Consider the following 21,416-nt stretch of genomic DNA (forward strand, 5'->3'; position numbering starts at 1 on the left):
GCCTTCCGGGTCGGTACCGGCGTGGAGGGGGAGCACGGCATGCTGGAGTTCCGGTTACTGGGCACGCTCGAGGCACGGGCCGGGGGGCGGTCTGTGGCGCTGGGACACGCGCGGCAGAAGTGCGTTCTCGCGGCCCTGCTGATCGACGCCGGCCGCCCCTTGCCGGCCGACCGGCTGCTCCGCCGGGTGTGGGACGACCGCGCGCCCCACCGGGGACGGGACACGCTCTACGCCTACCTGTCCCGCCTGCGCCGCGGGCTGGAGCCGCACGGCGTGCGACTGGTCCGCCGGTCCGGCGGCTACGTGATCGACCTCGGCGAGGCCACGGTGGACCTGCACCGCTTCCGCCACCTGGTCGCCCGGGCCCGCGCGGCCACGGACGACCGGTCCGCCCTGCCCCTGTTCGAGGAGGCACTGGGGCTGTGGCAGGGCGAACCGCTGGCCGGGCTGGACTCCACGTGGCTGCACACCGTGCGCGAGCGGTTGCGGGCCGAGCACTGGGCAGCGGAGCTGGACCGGACCGACGCCCTGCTGCGCACCGGCCGCCACGGCGAGTGCCTGCCCGACCTGTCCGTACGGGCCGAGCGGCATCCGCTGGACGAGCGGGTGGCCGGCCAGTTGATGCTCGCCCTCTACCGCGGCGGACGGGCCGCGGACGCCTTGGCCCACTACCGGCACGTACGGGGGCGGCTGGCCGACGAGCTGGGGGTCGACCCCGGGGCGCCGCTGCGGCACCTGCACCAGCGGATCCTCACCGGTGATCCGGCGCTCGCCGTTCCGGACCCGCAGCCGGCCGCCCGTGCCGGTGCCGACGTCCCGACGCCTCGCCAACTGCCCGCCCACCCGCGCTGGTTCACCGGCCGGGACCAGCAACTCGCGGAGTTCGACAAGGCACTGGACTCGTCGGACCCACGGGGCGGATCGGTGGTGATCTTCGCTGTCGGAGGCATCGGCGGGATCGGCAAGACCCGCCTCGTCCTGCACTGGGCCCACCAGAACCTCGACCGCTTCCCGGACGGGCAGTTGTACGTGGACCTGCGCGGCTTCGACCCTTCGGGGGAGCCACCCGTCGCACCCGCCGTCGCCGTCCGCGGATTCCTCGACGCCCTGGGCGTGGCTTCCGATTCCGTCCCGCTGGACCCGCAGGCACAGGCCGGGCTCTACCGGAGCCTGGTCCAGGGACGGCGCATGCTGATCGTGCTGGACAACGCCGCCGACGCCGAACAGGCGGCGGCACTGCTCCCGGGCAGCGCCACCTGCACGGTCCTGATCACCAGCCGCCGGCGGCTGGCCGGGCTGGCGAGCGCCTACGGGGCCCGGCTCCTGACGCTCGACGTGCTGACCGGCACCGAGGCACGAGAGCTGCTGGCGCACCATGTCGGGCACGACCGGGCAGCGGCCGAGCCGGAAGCCGTCGCCGGGCTGCTGGAGCACTGCGCGGGGCTGCCCCTGGCGATCAGCGTGGTCGGCGCCCGCGCGGCGGCCCACTCGGCCTTTCCCCTCGCTGTGCTGGCCGAGGAACTCCAGGACGAGTCGGCCCGGCTGGACGCGCTGGACGCGGGTGACCTGACGGCCAACGTGCGCGCCGCCTTCACCGTGTCGTACAACGCCCTGACGGTCGGGGCCGCCGAAGTGTTCCAGCTCATGGGGCGGGCCCCGGGTCCGGAGATCGGGCAGGCCGCCATCGCCGCCCTGGTCGCCCGGCCGGTCTCCGCCCTGCGGGCGACGCTGCGGGAACTCGAGAACGCGCACCTCGTCCAGCAGCCCGAACCCGGCCGGTACCGTCTGCACGACCTCGCCCGCCTCTACGCGGTCGAACGGGCGCGAACGGAAAGGGCCGACGGCGGCGCCGAGGCGCTTCTGAGAATGGTGGACTTCTTCCTCCACACGGCCTGCTCGGCGGCGCAGCGGCTGGACCCGCACCGGGGCGGGATCCGCCCGGTGGCTGCCCGGCCCGGCGTGACTCCCCTGCCCCTGGCCGACCGCGACGCGGCCCTGGCCTGGTTCACCGTCGAGCACCCGGTCCTGCTGAGCAGCATCGACCTGGCCGTGCGATCGGGCCACGACGCGCACGCCTGGCAGCTTGCCCGGGCCCTTGAGACGTTCTTCGACTACCGCGGTCACTGGCACGACTGGACCACCAGCCAGCACATCGCGCTCGACGCGGCCCGACGGCTCGGCAACGTGTCCTGGGAGGCCGCCGCGCACCGTAGCCTCGGCAACGTCTGCACCCAGACCGGTCGGCTCGACGAAGGACACGCCCACTTCCGCCACGCCCTGGATCTCTACGGCGACCTGGGTGATCGGGACAGCCAGGCCCATACCCACCGAGGCCTGGGCTGGGTGTGCAATCAACAAGGGCGCCAGCGGGACGCGCTCGACCACGCCGAGCAGGCCTTGACGTTGTACCGGCAGACCGGTCATCGCCCCGGCCAGGCCAAGGCACTGAACAACGTCGGCTGGCTGAGCATCGCGCTCGGCGACCACCGGGCCGCGCTCGATCACTGCGCCCAGGCGGTGGCTCTCAACCAGGCGATCGGCGACCGGCACGGCGAGGCGGGGGCGTGGGACAGCCTCGGCTACGCACACCACCGGCTCGCCGAGCACACCGAGGCCCTCGACTGCTACCGGCGGGCCCTAGAGCTGGATCGCAGTTTCGGCGACCGCTACGGCGAGACGGAGATACTGCACCACCTCGGCGACACGCATCTCGCCCTCGCCGATCCCCAGGCGGCCCGGCTCGCCTGGCGCCACGCCCTGGAGATCGCCGAGGAGATCGGCCACCCGGCCACCGCCGAACTGCGCGGCAAACTCAGCGGCCTGCTCCAGGGCCGGCCCGACCTCACGGAGCCGGCCCGGTGACGGGACCGGGCCGGAGCCGCTCACACCGGCTCCGAGCCGAGGACGAGGCCCCGCGCGGGAGTCCGGCGGCGGGAGGGCCGGCTTGGGACGGCAGGTGGACGGCCCGAGGTCGGCGGCCGTGCGGGTGCTGTCCGTGTGGGGGACGGCGAGAGGCGTGACGTCGGCGCCCTCCGCTCCGACCGGCCGGCGCGTGTCCGCCCGCGCGGGCGGACACGCGCCGTGGCACGCACGGGTGAGGGTCAGTGCCCGTCGGCGGGCTCCACGTCGGTCTCCACGTTCGGCAGCTCCGGTTCGTCGGTCATGAAGTCCTCGTCGAAGGGCGGGGCCTGGTCGGTCCACCCCATCGCCGTGTAGAGGGTGTAGCCGACGAGCTCTCCCGGGCGATGTCCGTCGCGGGCCGAAGTCGCGTAGAGCTCCTCCGAGAGCGGCAGTCCCGTCTCCTTGTCGAAGATCAAGCGGCGCTTGCCCTCTCCTCCGGGCCAGAGGTTGCTGACCTCCACGGCGTACCCCGGGCGTCCGGACCGGTCGGTGACCTCACCGATGTCGCGCACGCCCGGCAGGGAGGCACGCACCCGGTAGGCAGCGGCCCGCAACTGCGGCGACACCGGCAGCTCGACGGCCAGGTTCTCGGCCGTCTCGCCGAGCAGTCCCTCCAGGATGTGCGGCGGCGCGTTGTACTGCTCGTCGACGATCTCCTCCAGCCGCTCGCGGAGCCGGTCGGGGTCGGTGGGCAGCGACTCCAGTTCCGCCAGGCCGATCTCCGCCCCGGCCGAGGCCGTGTCCGCCGTACCACCAGGAGCGTCGCCCGCGAATTCGCCCGCGCCCTCCCACGTGACGATCTCCGGCCGGGGCTCGTCGCCCTCGCGGCGATCGTCCCGTCGCGCCTGGTCGTAGTCCGTCAGGTCCCACCGCTTCGGCGAGCCGTCGGCACGCCATGCCTCCTCGTCGGCCGGGGTGGCGGGCCGGGCCCCGGCGTCGATGTGCAGCGTCCAGCGCCGGTCGCGCTTGCCGGTGCCCTTCGCCAGCCATGTCTTGCTCTCGGTGCGGACGTCGAGCGTGTAGTCCTTGCCCGGGACTCTTCGCAGCCCCCCGAAACGCTCCTCCTGGTACCAGTACGCACCCGAGGTCGCCCGTGTCTTCTCGACGTGGGAGGCGGCGGCGAGCAGGATGCGGGACTCGGAGAAGTCGGGGGCGGCCGCCCCCGCCTCAGGCCGCGTCCCGAGCCCTGGCGGCCCGGCCGTGGTGACGACCAGAGCCGCGGCGGTCACGGCCACCGCACCGGCCAGGGCCACGCTCCACGCCGGGCGCACGCCGCCGCGCCCCCTTCCCCGCTTCGCCGGCGTCACCGGCGGCTCCCCGGTACGCCGCATGACGTCCGGCAGTTCGGTCCGCCGGACCTCGGGGTCGACCGGCCGGTCGGGGTCGAGGTGTCCGGGACGGGCGTCGGCCAGCCGGCGCATCAGATCGTCGTGCTTCATCGCGTTTCCTCTCCTGCCGTACTGACCAGGGGAATGGCACAGGGGCGTACCGGTGACGCCCCGTCCCGTACCGCCACCGCCTTGGCGAGCCTGCGGCGCGCACGGTGCAGCCGCACGCGCATGGTGGCGGCCGTGCAGCCGACCACGCGGGCGGCCTCGCGGGGGGTGAGCCCCTGCCACGCGGCAAGGATCAGGACCTCCCGGTCCTCCTCGCCCAGGGACGCCAGGGCGTTGCGGAGCGCCATCCGGTCCGCGACGTCGTCGGCGATGTCGCCCTCGACCGCGTCCGTCCAGTCCCGCAGCTCGGCGGCGAGCGAGGCGCGCCTGACCTCGGCGCGTCCGGCGTCGCGCAGAACATTGCGGGCCACGCCGAGCAGCCACGGCAGCGGCGGCTGGGGAATGTCGCCGATACGCCGCCAGGCCACGGTGAAGGTCTCGCTCACCACCTCGTCCGCCACCTGCCGTCCCGCGCGGCTGACCGCGTAGGCCCAGACGGGTTGTCGGCAGGTGTTGTACATCGCGGTGAAGCGTGCCTCGTCATCGGGCACGGCGTGCACCTCCGTCCTCCGGGTTCATCTGTCACCGGGAAGTGGTGCGTGCCGCCCGATCGTTACAGCGCGATGCGATCAATTCCGCGGCGGGGCCTCGTCCCGGGCTCCGGGGGCGACCGGGCTGCCGCTGCCCGGCCGCGATCGCGTACCGGTCCTTCACGGCGAGCCAGGACGGGCGTCCGGTGCCTGTGCGGGATGCGGACGGCGGGCAGCGCCGGTGCGGCCCGGGGAGGTGCCCGCCCGCCGCGCAGCGCGCCTCCCGGCGTCCTGTCAGGTCTCCCTGCCGGAGACCGGGAGCCGCTCCTCCGCCGCGTCGAGCGCGTGACGCACGGCGCCCAGGGCGACGGCCTGCTCGCCCAGTACGGAGGCGTGCACCGTGACCGGCACCAGGGCGTGGCCGCGCAGATGGCGGCGTACCGGTTCGAGCAGCGCGTCCCCCGCGCGCGACACGCCGCCGCCGATCACCACGCGGCCGGGGTCGAGTATCAGCACCAGGGCCGCCAGGCCGCGTGCGAATCGTGCCGCTACGCGTTCCACCACCTCGACGGCCGCCGGTTCACCGGCCGCGGCCGCGTCGAAGAGGGGGGAGATGTCCTCCTCGTCTCCGGCGGGGGCGCCGGCCTCCTGGGCGAGCCGGTGGATCGCGGCGGCACCGACCAGCCGCTCGAACGGGCCGATGCCATCGGCGTGGCGCGGGCCGGGAGGGTCGTCGGGGCCGGAGGCGAGGTCGATGAAGCCGAGCTCGCCGGCGGCTGCTGAACTGCCCCGGTGCGTCATGCCGTTGAGGATGATGCCCGTGCCGATCCGCCTGCCCCAGTGGACGAAGACCAGGCTGTCGGAGCAGGCGTCCGCGGCGGCGCCCCGCCAGCGTTCCCCGGCCACCGCGAGGTTCACGTCGTTGTCGATGGAAACCGGGCAGTGCAGCCAGGCGCGCAGCAGCGACACCGCGGGCAGTCCGGCCCAGCCGGGGATGCTCGGCGCCAGGAGCACCTCGCCGCGGTCGCGGTCGACGACGCCGGGCACGCCGACGCTGACGGCCCACAGTCCGGACAGGCGGATTCCCGCCTCGGTGACCGCGGCGGTCAGTCCGGACCGGACGATCTCGAACAGCTCGGGTCCCGTCACGCCCGCGGGGACCGCCGCGCGGAGCACGGTCAGCACCTTCCCGGCCAGGTCCGCGATCATGACCAGAACCTTGTGGGAGCCTATGTCGATCCCCGCGACATGGCCCGACTCGGCGCGGAACCTGGCGTACTGGGCCGGCCGGCCGGGCTGCGACGACGCGCTCGCCGCGGTGAGCTCCACCAGGCCGCGGTCCCGTAGTTCCCCCAACGCCCTGGTCACCGCGGGCCGGGACAGCCCGGTCGCCGATGCGAGGCTGCTCACGGTGGCGGAGGAGTCGCCCTCCCGCAACGCCGACAGGACGGCGGCCACGTTCATCCGACGCACGACATGGGTGCCCGTGGCCGCGGCTTGCCTCGGTGGCATGGAGTCCGCCCTCCCGTTCGCCGGCAACGCCGGCTCCCCTCCATGTGGTTCAGACCGGTTGTCGTCCGACCCCTTGACGGGACGGTCCAACTGGCCGCCATAGTAACGAACAGTCCTTTAATAAGCCGCCACTTCGGATGAGGTAACCCCGTGAGAAGCCTCAGATCCTGGGCTGCCCTCTGCGCGGCCACCGCCCTCGCGGTGGTCGCGGCAGTCCTGGGCGTCCCCTCCGCCTCGGCGACCCCGACAGCCGCACCCACGGCCGAGCCCGCCTTCGCCCCCGGCCCGGCGAGGGCCGCCCTGAACCGGCTCCTGCCGCGCCACGCCTCCCAGTTCACCCTCGTCCCGGTCGGCCGCCCGGCGTCCGGTGACTACTTCACGGTCTCCGGCCGCGCCGGTGACGTGCGTATCCAGGGCACCAGCCCCGCCGTTCTCCTCAGCGGCGTGAACTGGTACCTGAAGTACACGGCGAAGGTCGACATCGGCTGGCCGGGCGACAGCACCGCGGAACTGCCCGAGCGGCTGCCCGCACCCGCGGGCACCGTCCGCAAGGACGCCTCGGTCCCGCACCGTTTCGCCCTGAACGACACCGACGACGGCTACTCCGGCGCGTACCGCGACTGGGCCTCCTACGAGAAGCAGATCGACCTCCTCGCCCTGCACGGTGTCAACGAGGTCTTCGTGCAGATGGGCGCGGACGCCGTCTACTACGAGACCTTCCAGGAGTACGGCTACTCCAAGGAGGAGCTGCGCGACTGGATACCGGGTCCGGCGCACCAGCCGTGGTGGCTCATGCAGAACATGGCGGGCTTCGCCGGACCGGTGTCGGAACACCTGCTCGCGGACCGCGCGGAACTGGGCAGAAAGATCGCCGACCGCCTGCGGCAGCTCGGCATGACCCCGGTGCTCCCGGGCTACTTCGGCACCGTCCCGCCGGACTTCACCGCCAGGAACCCCACGGGCCGCGTGATCCCGCAGGGCGGCTGGGTCGGCTTCGACCGGCCCGACTGGCTCGACCCGCGCAGTGAGGTCTTCCCCGAGCTCGCCGCGTCGTTCTACCGCCACCAGCGCGAGATCCTCGGCGACTCCCGCATGTACAAGATGGACCTGCTCCACGAGGGCGGCAGGCCCGGTGACGTGCCCATCGGCGAGGCGGCGAAGGCCGTCATGAACTCCCTCCAGACGGCGCGTCCCGGTGCCACCTGGGTCCTGCTCGGCTGGCAGAACAACCCTTCCACGCAGATCATCGACGCCGTCGACAAGAGCAGGCTGTTCATCGTCGACGGTCTGTCCGACCGCTACGACGGACTCGACCGCGAGTCCGCCTGGCACGGCGCCCCGTACGCCTTCGGCACCATTCCCAACTTCGGCGGTCACACCACCATCGGTGCCAACACCGCTGTCTGGGCCGACCGGTTCGACCAGTGGCGCACCAAGCCGGACAGCGCGCTCAAGGGCATCGCGTACCTGCCGGAAGGCACCGGCGGGAACCCGGTCGCCTACGAGCTGTTCACCGAACTGGCCTGGCGCTCCGGCCCGCCGGACCACGAGGCCTGGTTCGCCGACTACGCCGAACGGCGCTACGGTGGCGCGGACCCGCACGCGGCCAAGGCCTGGGAGCTGCTGCGCACCGGCCCGTACAGCACGCAGTCGGGAAGCTGGAGCGAGTCCCAGGACAGCCTCTTCACCGCTCGACCGCGGCTGACGGCGACGACGTCCGCGAGCTGGAGCCCCGGCTCGATGCGCTACGACCCCGCCACGGTACAGCGGGCGCTGACAGAACTGCTCCAGGTCGCACCGGAGCTCAGGGACACCGACGCCTACAGGTTCGACCTGGTCGACGTCGCCCGGCAGGCCCTGGCCAACCGCAGCCGCACCCTCCTCCCACAGATCAAGGCCGCGTACGACGCGAAGGACCTCGCCCTGTTCCGCGAGCGGGCGGCCGAATGGAAGGACGACCTCTCCCTCCTGGACGACCTGCTCGCCACCGACACCCGGTTCCTGCTCGGCCCCTGGCTGGAGGACGCCAAGTCCTGGGGAAGCACCGACGCGGAAAAGGCCACGGCCGAGTTCGACGCCCGCTCGATCCTCACCACCTGGGGACACCGCTCCGGCAGCGACGCCGGCGGACTGCGCGACTACGCCAACCGCGAATGGTCCGGGCTCGTGTCCGACTTCTACGCCATGCGCTGGACGAAGTACCTCGATGCACTCGACACCGCGCTCGTCACCGGCCAGGCGCCCGCGGCGATCGACTGGTTCGCCCTGGAGAACGCCTGGAACCGGCAGCGCGACACCTATCCCGTGAAGGCTTCCGGCGACCCGGTGGCCCTGGCCACCGCGGTGCGCGACGCCCTCCCGCCGCCCGCCCCGTCCGGACCGGTCACCGGCGCCGGTGGCAAGTGCGTCGACGCCGGGAATCCGGCCGACGGCACGGCGCTTCAGCTCCGTCAGTGCAACGGCACACCGGCGCAGACGTGGACGGTCCCCGGTGACGGGACCCTGCGCGCCTACGGCACGTGCATGGACGTCCGCGGGGGCGCCGTCGCCGACGGCACGGTCGTCCAGCTCTACCAGTGCAACGGCACACCGGCGCAGTCGTGGACGCCGCGGCCCGACCGCACCCTGCGGAACACCAAGTCCGGTCTGTGTCTGCACGCGGAAGGCACCGACGACGGGGCGGCGCTGCTGATCCGCACGTGCACCGCCGCCGCCGGCCAGCGGTGGAGCGTCCCGGCCTGAGGCGGTGACAGGAGCGTCCGGCACCTCTGAACGCCTCCGATGCCGGGCTCACGTACGAGCCCGGCACCGGGGCACGCCTCCCGCGGAACGAGCCGTGGAGCTCGGCCGTGCCGCTGCGGACGGGTCTCACGCCCCTCAGCACATCCACCCGATCTTCAGTGCTCGCGCCCGCTCGCCGCCGTTCTCCGGGCGGATGCGCTCGGCCAGGCAGTGCCGGTGGGAGATGACGGTGTGGCTTCCGGGACCGTCGATACTCCGCGAGTCCAGGACCAGGGCGTCTCCACCTGGGGTCAACGTGATCCGTTCACCGCAGAAGTCGCAGCTCCGGACGAGCGATTCCAGGTCCGCAGGTCGGATGCTGAGCCGCACTGATACCGGCGGATGCCAGCGGTGGATCTGCTCGATCACTGCGTCGATCTGCGAACCGACGGGGGGAAACAGCGCGAGTAGTTCGTCATGGCTGCCGGCGGTCCGGGAGAACTGCTGGATCATGTCGACGAAGGCCGTCAGACCGGCGATCCCACAACCGACGATCTCGACCGCCACGCCCCAGGGATGATGGCTGAGTACCCTGGCCCGTACCTTCTGCCCAGGCATGAGCGCCAGACTCTCCGTCTCGAACCTTTCCACGCGCCGCCCCCGTCCTGGTCCAGCAGGCCGCGCCCGGCAGCGCTCGGGTGCGCGTTCGTCGACGCCGGAGCCGAGCACCGCCCTCGGGCCCGCGAAGCGGTCATCGTATCGGTGACGGCCGAACCGGTGCGTGGCGCCCATGGGTGGAGAGACGGTCCATGACGGCCCTCTCCACCGCGTCTCACGGGCAGTTGAGAGACTTCGGCCATGGAGACTTGGGGAACCCTGGGGCCGGCGCTGTTGTCTCTCGCGGGTGTCGCGCTCGGCGCGGGTGGGTCGCTGTTGGGCCAGTACCTCGTGTCGCGCGCCAGTACCCGGCAGGTCGAGGTACAGCAGTCGGCCGCGCACCGCGCGGAGCTCAGGGAGGCGGTGCTGAAGTTCCTGAGCATTGCCTCACAGGTGGAGAAGGCGGCGCTCACGCGGTCGGACGGCGGAGGCACTCCGGTCGACGGCGAACTCGGACGGCTCGTCGATGACCTCTGGCTCGCGCAGGCGGAGATCGACCTGGCCGCCAGGAGCGAACCCCTGCGGGGTGCTGCCTATCGTTACGCGTTCCGGCTTGCCGAGGCGATGCGGGGCGGGATGTCCGACACGTCCGCACTGCGCGGGCCCCAGGCGCAGTTCATGGACGCGGCGTACGACGACATGTGGCCGGGCCAGCGCCGGGCGGCCGGGGATCCCGCCGCATCGCGGTGAGACGGTGGCGCTCTGGCCGGTGTGATCGCGGCACGGCCGCCCCGGACAGCCCCGGGCCGTTTGAGTGCCCGTCGTCCGGACACGCGGAGGTGGGCGCCACCCGCCGGTGGTGCCGGAAGTCGCACGGAGCGTGTGGAGGTCAGTGACTGTGGTGAACGAGACGGAGCGTGGACCGCTCGACCGTCCGGCGATGCCCCAGGAGGAGGCGGAGCTCTCCCCGCCGTACCGTTTCCAGCGCCAGCAGCGTCCTGGCCTGGAGGCTCGGATGGAGGTTCGTCCGCGCTATCTCGCGCCCCATTACCGGGGCTCCGGGAAGCTCGCCGGGAAGGTCGCCCTGATCACCGGAGGCGACAGCGGGATCGGCCGTTCGGTCGCGGTCCTCTACGCGCGCGAGGGAGCGGACGTGGCCATCGTCCACCTCCCCGAGGAACAGCGCGACGCCGACGAGACGCGCGAGGCGGTGGAGAAGGAAGGCCGCTCCTGCCTGCTCCTGCCGGGCGACCTGTGCGATCCGTCGTTCTGCGCCGACGCCGTCGAGCGGACCGTCAGCGAGCTGGGCGGCCTGAACGTCCTGGTGAGCAACGCGGCCTACCTCAACAGCCAGAACAGCCTGTCCGACCTGACCGCCGAGGATTTCGACCGCGTCTTCAAGACCAACGTCTACGCCTACTTCCATCTGCTGATGGCCGCCCTGCCGCATCTCTCCCACGGTGACGCCGTCATCGCCACCGCCTCCGAGGAGGCGCTCAAGGGCAGCGAGATGATGATGGACTACGCCGCCTCGAAGGCCGCCGTGGTCGCCTTCACCAAGTCCATCGCCTCGCACCTCGCCCAGCGGGGCGTCCGCGCGAACATCGTCTCCCCCGGTCCCACCTGGACGGTGCTCAACCTCTCGGGGCAGCGCTTCCCCGACGACTACCTCACCAACCTGGGCAGCTCCTCACCCATGGGACGCGTCGCCCAGCCGGAGGAAGTGGCTCCCGCCTACGTCTACCTGGCGTCCGACGCGGACTCCAGCTTCACGGTGGGCGAGGTCATCGCCGTCACCGGCGGTCTGACGGACACACGTTGAGCGTGGCCGTCACCACGGCGGCAGCAGTCTCGCGTCGGGCGGCGGGGCGGGATCCGGGGGGCGGCCGAAGGTGTCTCGTCCCGCCCGCCGGGGCGCGTTGACCGGTCGCGCCCCCGAGCACCTATTCCAGGAGGCGCGGATCAGCCGCCGCAGCCGAGCCAGATGTCGACCCCGGAGATGATCCAGCCGTTCGCTTCCTTCTTCCACTCGAGGGAGGCCGCGTTCATGTCGAACCCGTCCTCGGTCTCGTGGCACTTGCTCAGCCCGGCCCACATGTTGTTGGCGTACGTCACCTCCCCGTATATCGGGATCTCCGCACCCTCCGGCACTGGTTCGAGAGTCCGTTCACCGGCGTACTGGAAGACCGCGTCCTCGCAGGTCTGCGTTTCCCGGTCGTTGGCCCGGTTGGCCGAGGCGAGGAACTCGGTCCGGGCCGAGGGGTGGATCAAGGAGCAGAGGCCCGGTCCGTCACCGGCTGCGAGTGCCTTGACGAACGCACGGTAGGAGTCCTCGGGGGTCGCCGGGAGGCTCGGCGCCCCGGTCGCTGCGGGATCCCAGGCAGAGGGCGGGAATCCGGCCCCGGAGGGTGACTTGCCGGAAGACGCCTCCCCTCCGCACCCCGTCGTCAGGAGGACGGCAGCGGCTGCCAGGTGGAGAGAGGCTCGCATGGACGTACGCAACACAGAGTTCCCTTGGAGAGTGAATGGTCGTATTCGACGTGCGGCCACAGGCATGTCGTTCCGCGGCCTCCCCCGGTGACGCCGGCCACCCATGACGTCCCGGGGCCCGGACCGATCTCCGCCACGCCCGTCCGGGCGGGAGGCCTTGCGGCGTGATGCGCTGTAGATTCGTGAAGACTATTAACCACGTAACATGACGTCATCGCAAGTGCCCAGGTAGCGGGCCGCGATCTCAACCAAGGCGCGGGGGCAGCGACTTGGTGCCCGAGCACACCGAGGAGGCGGAGAGGGTGCGAGAAAGCACAGAAGGAGCACAAGGGGGCACACAGTCACGTCGCGAGCGCCTACGGGCGGAACTCGAACGGGACGCCCGCGCGGAGGCACGCCGGCTGACCGCCGCCCATGGCGTCGAGGGCCTCACCCTGTCCGACGTCGCACGCGGAGTGGGCGTCTCCCCACCGGCGCTGTACAGGTATTTCGACGGCAGGAAGGGCCTCGTCCTCGCGGTGTACGAGGATCTGACGCGCGAGTTCGTGTCTCTCGTCGCCGAGGCGGCGCACCGCGAGTCCTCCGGCGACCTGGGCGCCCGGCTGTACGCGGCCACGCGCGCGGTGCTGGACTGGGCCGTCGCCCATCCCGCGGAGTTCGACCTCCTCATGGGCGCCGGGTACGCGCGGCTGGCCGCGTCGGAGGGCGCCCTCGACCGCTTCCTCATCGGCGAGCTGGGCGGCGCGTTCGGTGTGATGTTCACAGAGCTGTGGCAGCGCGGAATGCTGGACTTCCCCGCCGACGACGAGATCGATCCGGCGCTGCTCAAGCAGTTGATCGTCTACCGCGACCTCATCGGACTCGACCACCCGGCCGGTGTCGTCCTGCACATGATCACCTGCTGGCGGCAGATCTACGGGATCCTCTGCATGGCCGTCAACCGCCATCTCGCCGCGCCGTTCGACGACTTCGTCCCGCTCTTCAACCGCATGATGGACGATCTCCTCGGACAATTCGGCCTGTCTCGCGCGCCGGGCCAGCGCTGACCACGCGGAGGCGCCCCGCCGGGCCGGCCCAGGTCGGGCCGACCGGACGGAGCGGGGGTCAGGCGAGGGCGAGGAAGAGTTTCTCCAGTTCGTCCTGCGTCATGGGCGGGGCGTCGGAGTCGTCGGCGAGGCACTGCCGCATGCCGCTCGCCACGATCTTGAATCCCGCCCGGTCCAGGGCGCGGGAGACGGCGGCGAGCTGGGTCACGACGTCCTTGCAGTCGCGCCCGGACTCGACCATCGCGATGACCGCGGCCAACTGTCCCTGCGCCCGCCGCAGGCGGTTCACGACGGGCCGTACCGCTTCTTCGTCCACCTGCACGAGATCCTCCTTCAACCCGGACAATAATACCCCAAGGGGTATGAATCAGGGCATTGCCTCGCTGTGCTCACGTTCCCCCTTCGACAGGGACCGCCGTGGCCCGGAGGCAGCCGCGGGCGGGTGCGGCCGGCGTCGGGCCCGGCGCAGCCGGGCGGCGACCGTGGCGGCCAGGGCGACGGCGAGCCCCGCCCAGGTGACCGGGTGGGTCCGGACGGCCGTGTCGAGCTGCTGAGCGAGGACGAAGACGCCCATGACGACGACGAACCAGCCGAACGCCTTGCGCAGCGCGTCCTGCGGGATGCGGCCCGCGAGGCGCCCGCCGGCCAGACTGCCCACCACCGCGGCGGCCGTCACCGTCAGCGCGAGACGCCAGTCGATCCCGACGCCGGACAGGTGCCCGGCGAGGCCCGCGAACGACTTCATCGCGATGACGAGGAGGGACGTGCCGACGGCCACACCCATCGGGAGCCCGCCGAGCAGGGCGAGGGCGGGGACGACGAGGAATCCGCCGCCGGAGCCGACCAGGCCCGTCACCGCGCCGACGACGAGGCCCTCGACGGCGATGTGCCTCAGGGGCAGATCGCCGCGTGCGGGCCGGGTCTTCCCATGGCCCTTCCGGGGCCTGCGCAGCATCGCGGCGGCGGTGGCCAGCATCATCAGGGCGAACGCGACGAGCAGCACCGTGCCGGGGACGTATGCGGCGAGGCGGCCCCCGCCGTACGCGCCGGCCATGCTGAAGCCGCCGAAGAGCAGGCCGGTCCGCCACCGGACCCGCCTGGCCCGCGCGTGCGGGACCAGGGCCGCCAGGCTGGTGACGCCGACCACGAAGAGCGAGGTGGCGATGGCCTCCTTGGTGTCCTGTCCGGCGAGGTAGACCAGGATCGGGACGGTCAGGATCGAGCCGCCGCCGCCGAGGACGCCCAGGCTGACGCCGACGAGCAGGGAGGCGGCGACGACCAGGGCGGTCACGGCGTGCTCCGCAGCCCCGCGATCACCGTGCGGATGTCGGGGCGGGGCCCGCGGTTGTACGGCAGCTTGGACAGCAGGACGCCCATGGTGCAGGAGTTGCTGACGGCCGCGTAGGTCAGACCGGCGCCGATCGCGGTGCCGATCAGGTGCGCGCCGGGCACGAACACGCCCACCAGCCCGGTGGCCAGCACGATCGAGCCGGCGACGAGCCGGACCTGCCGCTCCATGTCCCACCGCTCGGGGCCCCGGTTGACGGGTGCCCCGGCCGCCTCCCAGGCGACGATGCCGCCTTCCAGGACGCGCAGGTTGGGCAGGCCGGCCTCGGCCAGGGCCTTCTCGGCCTGAGTGGCACGGGCCCCGGAGCGGCAGACGAGCACGACGTCCTCGTCCAGGTGGGTCAGCAGCTCGGACCGGTGCTCGCGCAGCGTTTCGAGGGGCACGTTGTACGAGCCCGGGATGTGCGCCGTACGGAACTCGCCGGGCGTGCGGACGTCGAGCAGGCGGGGAGCCTTCCCTTCCCGGACGAGCCGGTGCAGGGCGGCGGGGGCGAGGGCGGAGGCCGGCGTGGGGGTGGTGCTCATGGGATTCCTTCGAGTCGAGCCGAGAATACCCCGGGGGGTATACGGGGGAGCTGGGTGGGGCCCGGGTGGATCGCGGGCCCCGGGGGTCGGATCTGCGGGGATCAGGCGTTCGCGGGTTCGGCGGACAGGGCCCAGGCGGCGTATCCGCCGAGGATGTCGGAGACGTCGGTGAAGCCGCGGTGGCGCAGCAGGCTCGCCGCGATGGAGGAGCGGTGGCCGCCGGCGCAGTGCAGCACAAGGGGCTGATCGGCGGGCAGCTCGCCGCTCCGCGCGGGCAGTTCACTCAGCGGGATGTGCACGGCGGGCCCGATGAAGCCGTTCGCCTCGCGCTCGCCGCAGGTACGGACGTCCACCACGACGGGAGGGTTGTCACCGGCGAGGGCGGCACGCAACTGCGCGGCGGTCACCCGGCTCGCCGGCGTGACCTCGTCCGCGAGCGTCTCCAGGGCGTCCTCGGGGTTGCGCAGGTAGCCGGCGACGCGGTCGAAGCCGATCCGGGCCAGGCGCGTGACGACCTCGTCCTCCCGGTTCTGCGGCGCCATGACGACGAGTTCGCCGGCCGGGTCCAGGACGGTGCCGGCCTGCTCGGCGAACCGCCCGTCGGCGGGCACGTTCACCGCGCCGCGCAGGTGACCGGCGGCGAACTCCTGCGGGTCGCGGGCGTCCACGACCACCGCTCCCGCGGCGCGCAGCTCGGTGAACCCGGCGAGCGTCAGCGGGCGAGGGGCCGCCGCGGCGTCGTACCGTGCGCGGTCCTTGCGGTTCAGTTCGGCGTCGTAGGCGAAGTAGCCGGGCGCGGCGGACTGGCCGGCGGTGACGAGCGCGACGAACTCCTCGCGGCCCATCGGCGCGCACGCGTAGTTGGTGGCGCGCTGCTCGCCGATGGTCGACTGCTTCGCGGTCGAGAGGTTCTTGCCGCAGGCCGATCCGGCGCCGTGCGCGGGGAAGACGCGCACCTCGTCGGGGAGGCCCATCAGCTTGTTCTGGACGCTGTCGTGGAGCATCGCGCCGAGTTCCTCGGCGGTGACACCGACGGAGGCGAGCAGGTCGGGGCGGCCGACGTCGCCGATGAACAGGGCGTCGCCGGTGAGGACGCCGTACGGGACGGCGTCGTCGGCGTGCTCGTACACGAGGACGCTGATCGACTCCGGAGTGTGCCCGGGGGTCTCCAGGATCCGCAGGGTGACGTCACCGAGGGAGATCCGCTCGCCCTCGGCGAGCAGGCGGATGGGGTATTCGGTCTCGGCCCGGCGTCCGTAGCCGATCCACGCACCGGTCTCGTCGGCCATCTCCAGATGGCCCGCGACGAAGTCCGCGTGGAAGTGCGTGTTGATCACGCCGACCACGGTCAGGCCGTGCGCGGAGGCGTCGGCCAGGTACTCGGAGACGTCGCGCCGCGGATCGACGACCACGGCCTGACCGGTCTTCTCGTCGGCGATCATGTACGACGCCTGGGAGAGGCAGTCGAGGTAGTACTGGGTGAAGATCACGGCAATCCCTTCATGAGGAACGCGCACCCCGGGTGGGTGCGAGAGTGCCGGCGGCGGACGGCTGCCCGCTCGCCACGGCGGGTCCGGCCCGCTCCGGGGCCGGGGTTCGGGCGGCGGGGCCGGCCGTGCCGTGCACGAGCGGTCGGCCGCCGAGGGCCCGGCCCGCGGTGCCACAGGCGACGGACACGGCCTCCACACCGAGAGCCCGGGGCACCCCTTGCTCTAGATACCCCCCTGGGTATCTACGTGCTCGACCGTAAGCCCACTCACGAAGGGAAGTCAAATACCCCCGGGGGTACTCCATGACACAAGGCGGTGCTCGGGTGACTCGCCCGGGCAAAATACGGGCGGGGGTATACTGACGTGCACAAATGATCTCCCGCCGGGCCCTGAGACGCCCGGCGGCGACAAAGTGTGCCGTCACCGAACCGGAGGAGGGTCACGCAGTACGCACGCCGCCCGTTACTCTGCCCGCGTGAACGGTACGGACGAGGTGAGGGGGCGTCCCGACTGGCGGGTGCTCGTCGTCGGAGGCGCGTCGGGGATGGGGAAGACCGGTGTCGGCCGGGCCTTGGCGCGACGGTACGACGTCCCCGTCGTGGAGGTCGACGACATCGTGGAGGCCCTGCTCGCGGTAACACTGCCCCGGCACCTGCCGGAGGTCCACTTCTGGCGCACCCACCCGGAGGCCGCGGGCCGGGCGCCCGAGTCGGTGGTCGAGCGGCAGATAGCGATCGCCCGGGCGCTGGCCCCGGCGGTCGAGGCGGTGGTGGCCAACCACGTGGGCACCGACACCCCGGTGATCCTGGAAGGCGACTACGTCCTGCCCCGGCCGGTGACGCCGGGAGACCCGGTCCGTGCCGTCTTCCTCCACGAGGACGACGAGGCGCAGGTGACGGCCAACTACCTCGACCGGGAGCCGGAGGCGGGACCGCAGCGGCACCGGGCACGTGTCAGCGTGCTGTACGGCCGGTGGCTCGCCGCACAGGCGCGGGCGGCCGGCGTGCCGGTCGTCGCCCCACGTCCCTGGGCGGATCTGGCCGACCGTGTCGCCGCGACGCTGGAGGGTGTGGACCGCTGCCGTCTCCCGTAGCGCGGATCCTGCCGCCCGCCTACGCCGTTCCGGCGGGCGGATCGGCGAACACGCCCTCCAGCATGCCGGTGGCCTGGCCCACCTCGATGAGGTAACCGTCGGGATCGCGCAGATAGCAGCGCAACTCGGCCTTCCTGTCGATGGGCGGGGTGAGGAACTCGGCCCCCTTCGCGCTCCACTCCCGGTAGCAGGCGTCGATGTCGGCCACGCGGATGTTGAGGAAGCTGGATGCGGTGGCGGCGTCGTCGGGGGCCTTCAGCGTCACGTCGGGCTTGTCGGGCGTCGGCCCGCCGCCGGGGTTCATGATGATCCAGCCGTTGGCGAGCTTGACGATGCACGGGTTCTCTTCCAGCACGACGGTGCCGCCCAGCACGTCGGCGTAGAAGGCGCGGGAACGGGGCACGTCCCGCACGGTCAGGAAGTGGGTGAGGACCACCCCGGTGACCGGGGCGGGCAGGTCGTCTCGCTGCATCGCGTGTCCCTTCACTGCTGTCGAAACCCGGGCGCCGGCCCACGCACCACTCCCCCATGGTCACCCGGTGCCGCCCGGCTCGCCTCGGGAGCGCCGTCCGCAGGGCGCGCAGACCGTGAGAACGAAGAGCCTCAGATCGTTCGGGTCCCGGTCGCGGGTGGTACCTCGGGGCGAGGGGCGGCAGCCGCGCGCATGGCGGGGTGCGCGGACGCGCGCGGGGTGCGGGCGCCGTCCCGGCCGTAGCCGAATCGGATCAGCATGTGCGGATGGCAGCGCTTGTGCCCCGGGAGGGCCGTCGCGGCCCGCAGGTCGGGCCATTCCATCGCTTGGTGCAGGAGGGAGGTGCGCAGGCCGTGGGCGGTCGCCGTGAGGAGGACGTACTGCAGGGCCTGGCCGGTCCGCAGCCAGTCCTCCCGCCGGTCGTGGGGCGTCCACAGCAGGGCCAACTGGACATGGCGTTCGAACCACAGGGCGGGCCGGCGGAGGACGGGCAGTGCGCCGGTGAAGTCACGCATCGGCATCCGCCCGCCCGCGTCCGGCGGGCCGAGGGCGGTGACGGGAATGCCGTACCGGGCGTCCTTTCCGGGTGCGGTGATCCAGGAGAGGGTTTCGGCGATGCGGTCCGGGTGGGTGTGGTTGCGTGCCTCGGCCGCGGCGGTCAACCGCAGCAGCCGCCGTGTTCCCACGATGTCCGGCACGTGGAGCCGGGCGCCGCCGGCGTGCGCGGCCGTCACCATCCGAGCCACGATCGGCTCGGGCACCGGGCGTCCGGTGAACGGCGTCCGGCTCGTGTGCCGCAGCGCGATGGCCTCGTGGAGAGCGGGGTGCGACGGCAGGTCGTCCGCGCCGAGGGGGCCGGTCAGCCGCACGGCGGCCAGCAGGCCGGGGTCGCGGGGGTCCGGCAGCAGTCTCACTTCGGGGCGCCGGCCGTGGTGGACGGCGGCGAGCCGGAGGTTGAAGAGCGCGGCGCCCACGGACAGGTACTGGGCGCGGTGCGTCGGGTCGGTGAGCGGCAGGGTGCGTTCCGGCGCCGAGTGGACCTCCAGCACCTGGCGGTGCGGGTCCAGGCGGAAGCGCCAGGGCTGTGTGTTGTGGATCGACGGGGCCGCCACGGCAGCCGCCAGCAGAGACTCCACGGTGTCCGCGTCCAGCAGGGCCTGGGTGCGCATGATGGCCTCTCTTCCGTTCTTGATCGGGGCCGCTGTTCAGGTGACGGGCAGGGCGGTGGCGAGCAGGACGACGCCGAGCGAGCCGACGAGCGAGCCGACCGCCAGGGCCCGGGCCAGGCCGGCGCGGCCCTTGGCGTGGGCGATGCCGTGGCCGGCGGCGGCGAGCATCACCAGCGCGAAGAGGCCGAGTTTGGCTGCCAGGGTGCGGCCGTAGCCGGGGTCGGCGAGGGAGGCCCAGGTGACGCCCTTGTGCCAGGCCATGGCCCAGCCGGTGGCCAGTTGCACGGGCAGGAACACCGCTCCCGTCAGCATCCCGAACCGGCGGCCGGCCGCGGCGGTGAAGCTGTCCTTGGCGTCCGGGGCGAGCAGGTGGCGGGCCAGCGGCAGGATCACCAGGGAGAGGGCCAGTTGCCCGCCGACCCACAGGGCGGCGCCGGCCACGTGTGCGAACCGCAGGAGGGACCACCATCCGACGGTGTCCACTACTCGCTCACCTCCACCGTGCCGTGCGCGCCCGCTTCGCCGCGGCGCATGTCGTGGTCGACGAAGGCGTAGTGACCCGGCTCGGGGAAGCTCGTCTCGACGAAAGCGCCCTGTGCCGCGACCGGGTCCAGGACCTGCGCGCCGCCCGGCTGACCGGGGCCATCCGGACGCCGGCCTCGCGCCCGTAGGCGATGACTGGTGAGGTCGGGGGCCGCTGGAACGGGTCGCCCCCGGTGATGACGAACAGCGGGGCGGGCCGGCCGAAGGCGGCGACCTGAGCCAGCAGGTCCTTCGCGGCGACGGTGTCCAGCTCGCGCGGATCGCGGTCGGGCACCGCCTCCGCGCGGCAGTGCAGGCAGGCCAGCGGGCAGGCCCTGGTGGATTCCCGGATGACGAGGAACGGCCGCTCCCCCGCGTCGTGCCGCTGCCGGCGGACGGCATGGGCGGCGGCGCTCATCGTCCGGCCCTTCCCAGCGCCCGGGGACTGTGTCCGGCCGCCCTGGAGTCGGGGCAGACGAGGCGGGCGGCCGGACGGTGACCGGGCCGGGGGGTGCGTGGCAGCCACCGCGAGCGGCAGCGGTGGAGTCCGCATCGGGAGCGGTCGACGTGGTCGTGCACGGGATACCTCCGGTTCGGTCGCCGTCAGCGTCCACCGGCGGCGGTGGCCGGCGCGGCGGCCGATGGTCTTCACCCACGGGGCCGAAGGTCCCGCGTCGGCGACCTCCGCGGCGGGACCGGACGGGCCGTCAGAGCGGTGGCGGGGCGCCACGGCACGGTCAGGAACGGTCCGGTGGACACTGCGCCAGCACCTGCGCCGTGGCCACCAAGGACACGCCGAGGCCGGTCAGGGCGGTGCCCAGGCCCATGACCAGGGTCGTGAGGTGCCACGCCTGGTAGGCGGACATCAGCGAGGCGCGCAGGGACTGGCCCATGAACGCGGTGTGGCGGAGTTCGGCGAGCTTCTCGTCGTCGCCGCCTGCCGCGTGCAGTTCCGCGGTGATCTCGGCGTAGGCGCGGCCGCCGGTGGCGCGGGCGAGATTGCCCTTGATGAACTCGGCGTATGCGTGGGCCTCGGGGCCGGTCTCCACCTGCCGGCCGGCATGGGCGGCGAGTTCGGCGGGGAGTCCGCGTTCGGGGAAGGTGATCTTCTGGTCGGCGAGCTCGGCTCGTATCTCCTTCCTTCCGCCGCGTCCGCGCAGCACCATGACCGGCCCGGCGACTGCCAGGGCCGTGCCGACCGTCCCGAGCAGGGTGCCGGCTCGACGGTGGGATCCGTTCATCACGTGTGTTCCTGCCTTCCTCGTGAGCTGCCGTACGGCGGTGCGTGACCGCCTGGGTGCAGCAACGTCCGATCGGTGCACGCGGGTTGGGGGTGGCACTCGGGTCAGCGGTAGCCGGGCCTCGGGCGCCGGTTCCGGTCTCCTCGGGCGCCCGCGAGCAGTTCCGCCGCGTGCCGGCTCTCGCGGATGCCGCGTCCGGCCGCGGTGCGCGGCCGGACGCCGACCGAACGGGCGTCCCAGCGCCGTACGCGCGGCACCCGCGGCAGCCGGGGACGGGGAACTGGCCGCCGGTCGGGCACGGAACGCGTCGTACGGATGGGTGTC

General features: G+C 72.8%; 21 protein-coding genes. 6 read left to right on the top strand and 15 right to left on the bottom strand.

The window, feature by feature from the left end; all coding sequences use genetic code 11:
- The first annotated feature begins 39 nt into the window (after positions 1-39).
- The gene (locus ACH499_RS14865) at positions 40-2,862 is read left to right on the top strand and encodes an AfsR/SARP family transcriptional regulator (RefSeq protein ID WP_399015948.1); all 2,823 of its coding nucleotides are present in this window, start codon (positions 40-42) and stop codon (positions 2,860-2,862) included.
- Between the two features lie 239 nt (positions 2,863-3,101).
- On the opposite strand, the gene ACH499_RS14870 is transcribed toward ACH499_RS14865, so the two are convergent.
- The 3 genes from ACH499_RS14870 to ACH499_RS14880 form a co-directional block, all read right to left on the bottom strand.
- On the bottom strand, positions 3,102-4,340 hold the full coding sequence (locus tag ACH499_RS14870; protein ID WP_399015950.1) for a CU044_5270 family protein: 1,239 nt from the start codon (positions 4,338-4,340) through the stop codon (positions 3,102-3,104).
- The gene (locus ACH499_RS14875) at positions 4,337-4,888 is read right to left on the bottom strand and encodes a sigma-70 family RNA polymerase sigma factor (protein WP_356202500.1); all 552 of its coding nucleotides are present in this window, start codon (positions 4,886-4,888) and stop codon (positions 4,337-4,339) included. Before ACH499_RS14875 ends, ACH499_RS14870 begins: the two co-directional genes overlap by 4 nt.
- 273 nt (positions 4,889-5,161) lie before the next feature.
- Positions 5,162-6,379: an ROK family protein gene (locus ACH499_RS14880; protein ID WP_399015953.1), complete on the bottom strand. Its 1,218-nt coding sequence runs from the start codon at positions 6,377-6,379 to the stop codon at positions 5,162-5,164.
- 150 nt (positions 6,380-6,529) lie between these two features.
- On the opposite strand from ACH499_RS14880, the gene ACH499_RS14885 reads away from it, so the two are divergent.
- A complete protein-coding gene (locus ACH499_RS14885) occupies positions 6,530-9,121 on the top strand; it encodes an alpha-N-acetylglucosaminidase TIM-barrel domain-containing protein (protein ID WP_399015955.1) in 2,592 nt (863 codons plus the stop codon).
- Between the two features lie 135 nt (positions 9,122-9,256).
- Here ACH499_RS14885 and ACH499_RS14890 read toward each other — a convergent pair whose 3' ends face one another.
- Positions 9,257-9,667, bottom strand: a complete 411-nt coding sequence (locus tag ACH499_RS14890) for a hypothetical protein (protein ID WP_399015957.1) — start codon at positions 9,665-9,667, stop codon at positions 9,257-9,259.
- A gap of 291 nt (positions 9,668-9,958) precedes the next feature.
- Here ACH499_RS14890 and ACH499_RS14895 point away from each other — a divergent pair, with 291 nt between their 5' ends.
- Both ACH499_RS14895 and ACH499_RS14900 read left to right on the top strand, forming a co-directional pair.
- Positions 9,959-10,447: a hypothetical protein gene (locus tag ACH499_RS14895; protein ID WP_356202494.1), complete on the top strand. Its 489-nt coding sequence runs from the start codon at positions 9,959-9,961 to the stop codon at positions 10,445-10,447.
- Between the two features lie 190 nt (positions 10,448-10,637).
- A complete protein-coding gene (locus ACH499_RS14900; RefSeq protein WP_356202493.1) occupies positions 10,638-11,519 on the top strand; it encodes an SDR family oxidoreductase in 882 nt (293 codons plus the stop codon).
- Positions 11,520-11,659: 140 nt separating this feature from the next.
- Here ACH499_RS14900 and ACH499_RS14905 read toward each other — a convergent pair whose 3' ends face one another.
- Entirely contained in the window at positions 11,660-11,968 is a 309-nt protein-coding gene (locus ACH499_RS14905) for a hypothetical protein (RefSeq protein ID WP_399015960.1), read from the bottom strand.
- A gap of 521 nt (positions 11,969-12,489) precedes the next feature.
- On the opposite strand from ACH499_RS14905, the gene ACH499_RS14910 reads away from it, so the two are divergent.
- A complete protein-coding gene (locus tag ACH499_RS14910; protein ID WP_356202491.1) occupies positions 12,490-13,233 on the top strand; it encodes a TetR/AcrR family transcriptional regulator in 744 nt (247 codons plus the stop codon).
- A gap of 58 nt (positions 13,234-13,291) precedes the next feature.
- Here the strand turns inward: ACH499_RS14910 and ACH499_RS14915 are convergent, their stop codons facing one another.
- The 4 genes from ACH499_RS14915 to ACH499_RS14930 form a co-directional block, all read right to left on the bottom strand.
- On the bottom strand, positions 13,292-13,555 hold the full coding sequence (locus ACH499_RS14915) for a metal-sensitive transcriptional regulator (RefSeq protein ID WP_356202489.1): 264 nt from the start codon (positions 13,553-13,555) through the stop codon (positions 13,292-13,294).
- 45 nt (positions 13,556-13,600) lie between these two features.
- Positions 13,601-14,524 (bottom strand): sulfite exporter TauE/SafE family protein, encoded by a 924-nt coding sequence (locus ACH499_RS14920; RefSeq protein ID WP_399015963.1) that lies wholly within the window; start codon positions 14,522-14,524, stop codon positions 13,601-13,603.
- A complete protein-coding gene (locus ACH499_RS14925) occupies positions 14,521-15,105 on the bottom strand; it encodes a rhodanese-like domain-containing protein (RefSeq protein WP_399015965.1) in 585 nt (194 codons plus the stop codon). The genes ACH499_RS14920 and ACH499_RS14925 overlap by 4 nt, the downstream gene beginning before the upstream one ends.
- Positions 15,106-15,206: 101 nt before the next feature.
- Positions 15,207-16,595: a rhodanese-like domain-containing protein gene (locus ACH499_RS14930; RefSeq protein ID WP_399015967.1), complete on the bottom strand. Its 1,389-nt coding sequence runs from the start codon at positions 16,593-16,595 to the stop codon at positions 15,207-15,209.
- A gap of 475 nt (positions 16,596-17,070) precedes the next feature.
- Between ACH499_RS14930 and ACH499_RS14935 the strand changes: the two genes are divergently transcribed.
- Positions 17,071-17,688, top strand: a complete 618-nt coding sequence (locus ACH499_RS14935) for a hypothetical protein (protein WP_399015969.1) — start codon at positions 17,071-17,073, stop codon at positions 17,686-17,688.
- Between the two features lie 19 nt (positions 17,689-17,707).
- On the opposite strand, the gene ACH499_RS14940 is transcribed toward ACH499_RS14935, so the two are convergent.
- The 6 genes from ACH499_RS14940 to ACH499_RS14965 form a co-directional block, all read right to left on the bottom strand.
- Positions 17,708-18,160, bottom strand: coding sequence for a VOC family protein (locus ACH499_RS14940; RefSeq protein WP_399015971.1), 453 nt, complete (start codon positions 18,158-18,160; stop codon positions 17,708-17,710).
- 131 nt (positions 18,161-18,291) lie between these two features.
- Entirely contained in the window at positions 18,292-19,329 is a 1,038-nt protein-coding gene (locus ACH499_RS14945; protein WP_399015974.1) for an Acg family FMN-binding oxidoreductase, read from the bottom strand.
- A 36-nt stretch (positions 19,330-19,365) separates the two neighbouring features.
- Complete coding sequence (locus tag ACH499_RS14950; protein WP_399015976.1) at positions 19,366-19,812, bottom strand: hypothetical protein; 447 nt, start codon at positions 19,810-19,812, stop codon at positions 19,366-19,368.
- Between the two features lie 7 nt (positions 19,813-19,819).
- A complete protein-coding gene (locus tag ACH499_RS14955) occupies positions 19,820-20,269 on the bottom strand; it encodes a radical SAM protein (RefSeq protein ID WP_399015977.1) in 450 nt (149 codons plus the stop codon).
- Positions 20,270-20,588: 319 nt separating this feature from the next.
- Positions 20,589-21,092, bottom strand: a complete 504-nt coding sequence (locus tag ACH499_RS14960) for a hypothetical protein (RefSeq protein ID WP_399015979.1) — start codon at positions 21,090-21,092, stop codon at positions 20,589-20,591.
- Between the two features lie 104 nt (positions 21,093-21,196).
- Complete coding sequence (locus ACH499_RS14965) at positions 21,197-21,391, bottom strand: hypothetical protein (RefSeq protein WP_399015981.1); 195 nt, start codon at positions 21,389-21,391, stop codon at positions 21,197-21,199.
- Between the last annotated feature and the right edge of the window lie 25 nt (positions 21,392-21,416).

This window comes from Streptomyces sp. NPDC018947 (assembly GCF_044390505.1).
Classification (GTDB): domain Bacteria; phylum Actinomycetota; class Actinomycetes; order Streptomycetales; family Streptomycetaceae; genus Streptomyces.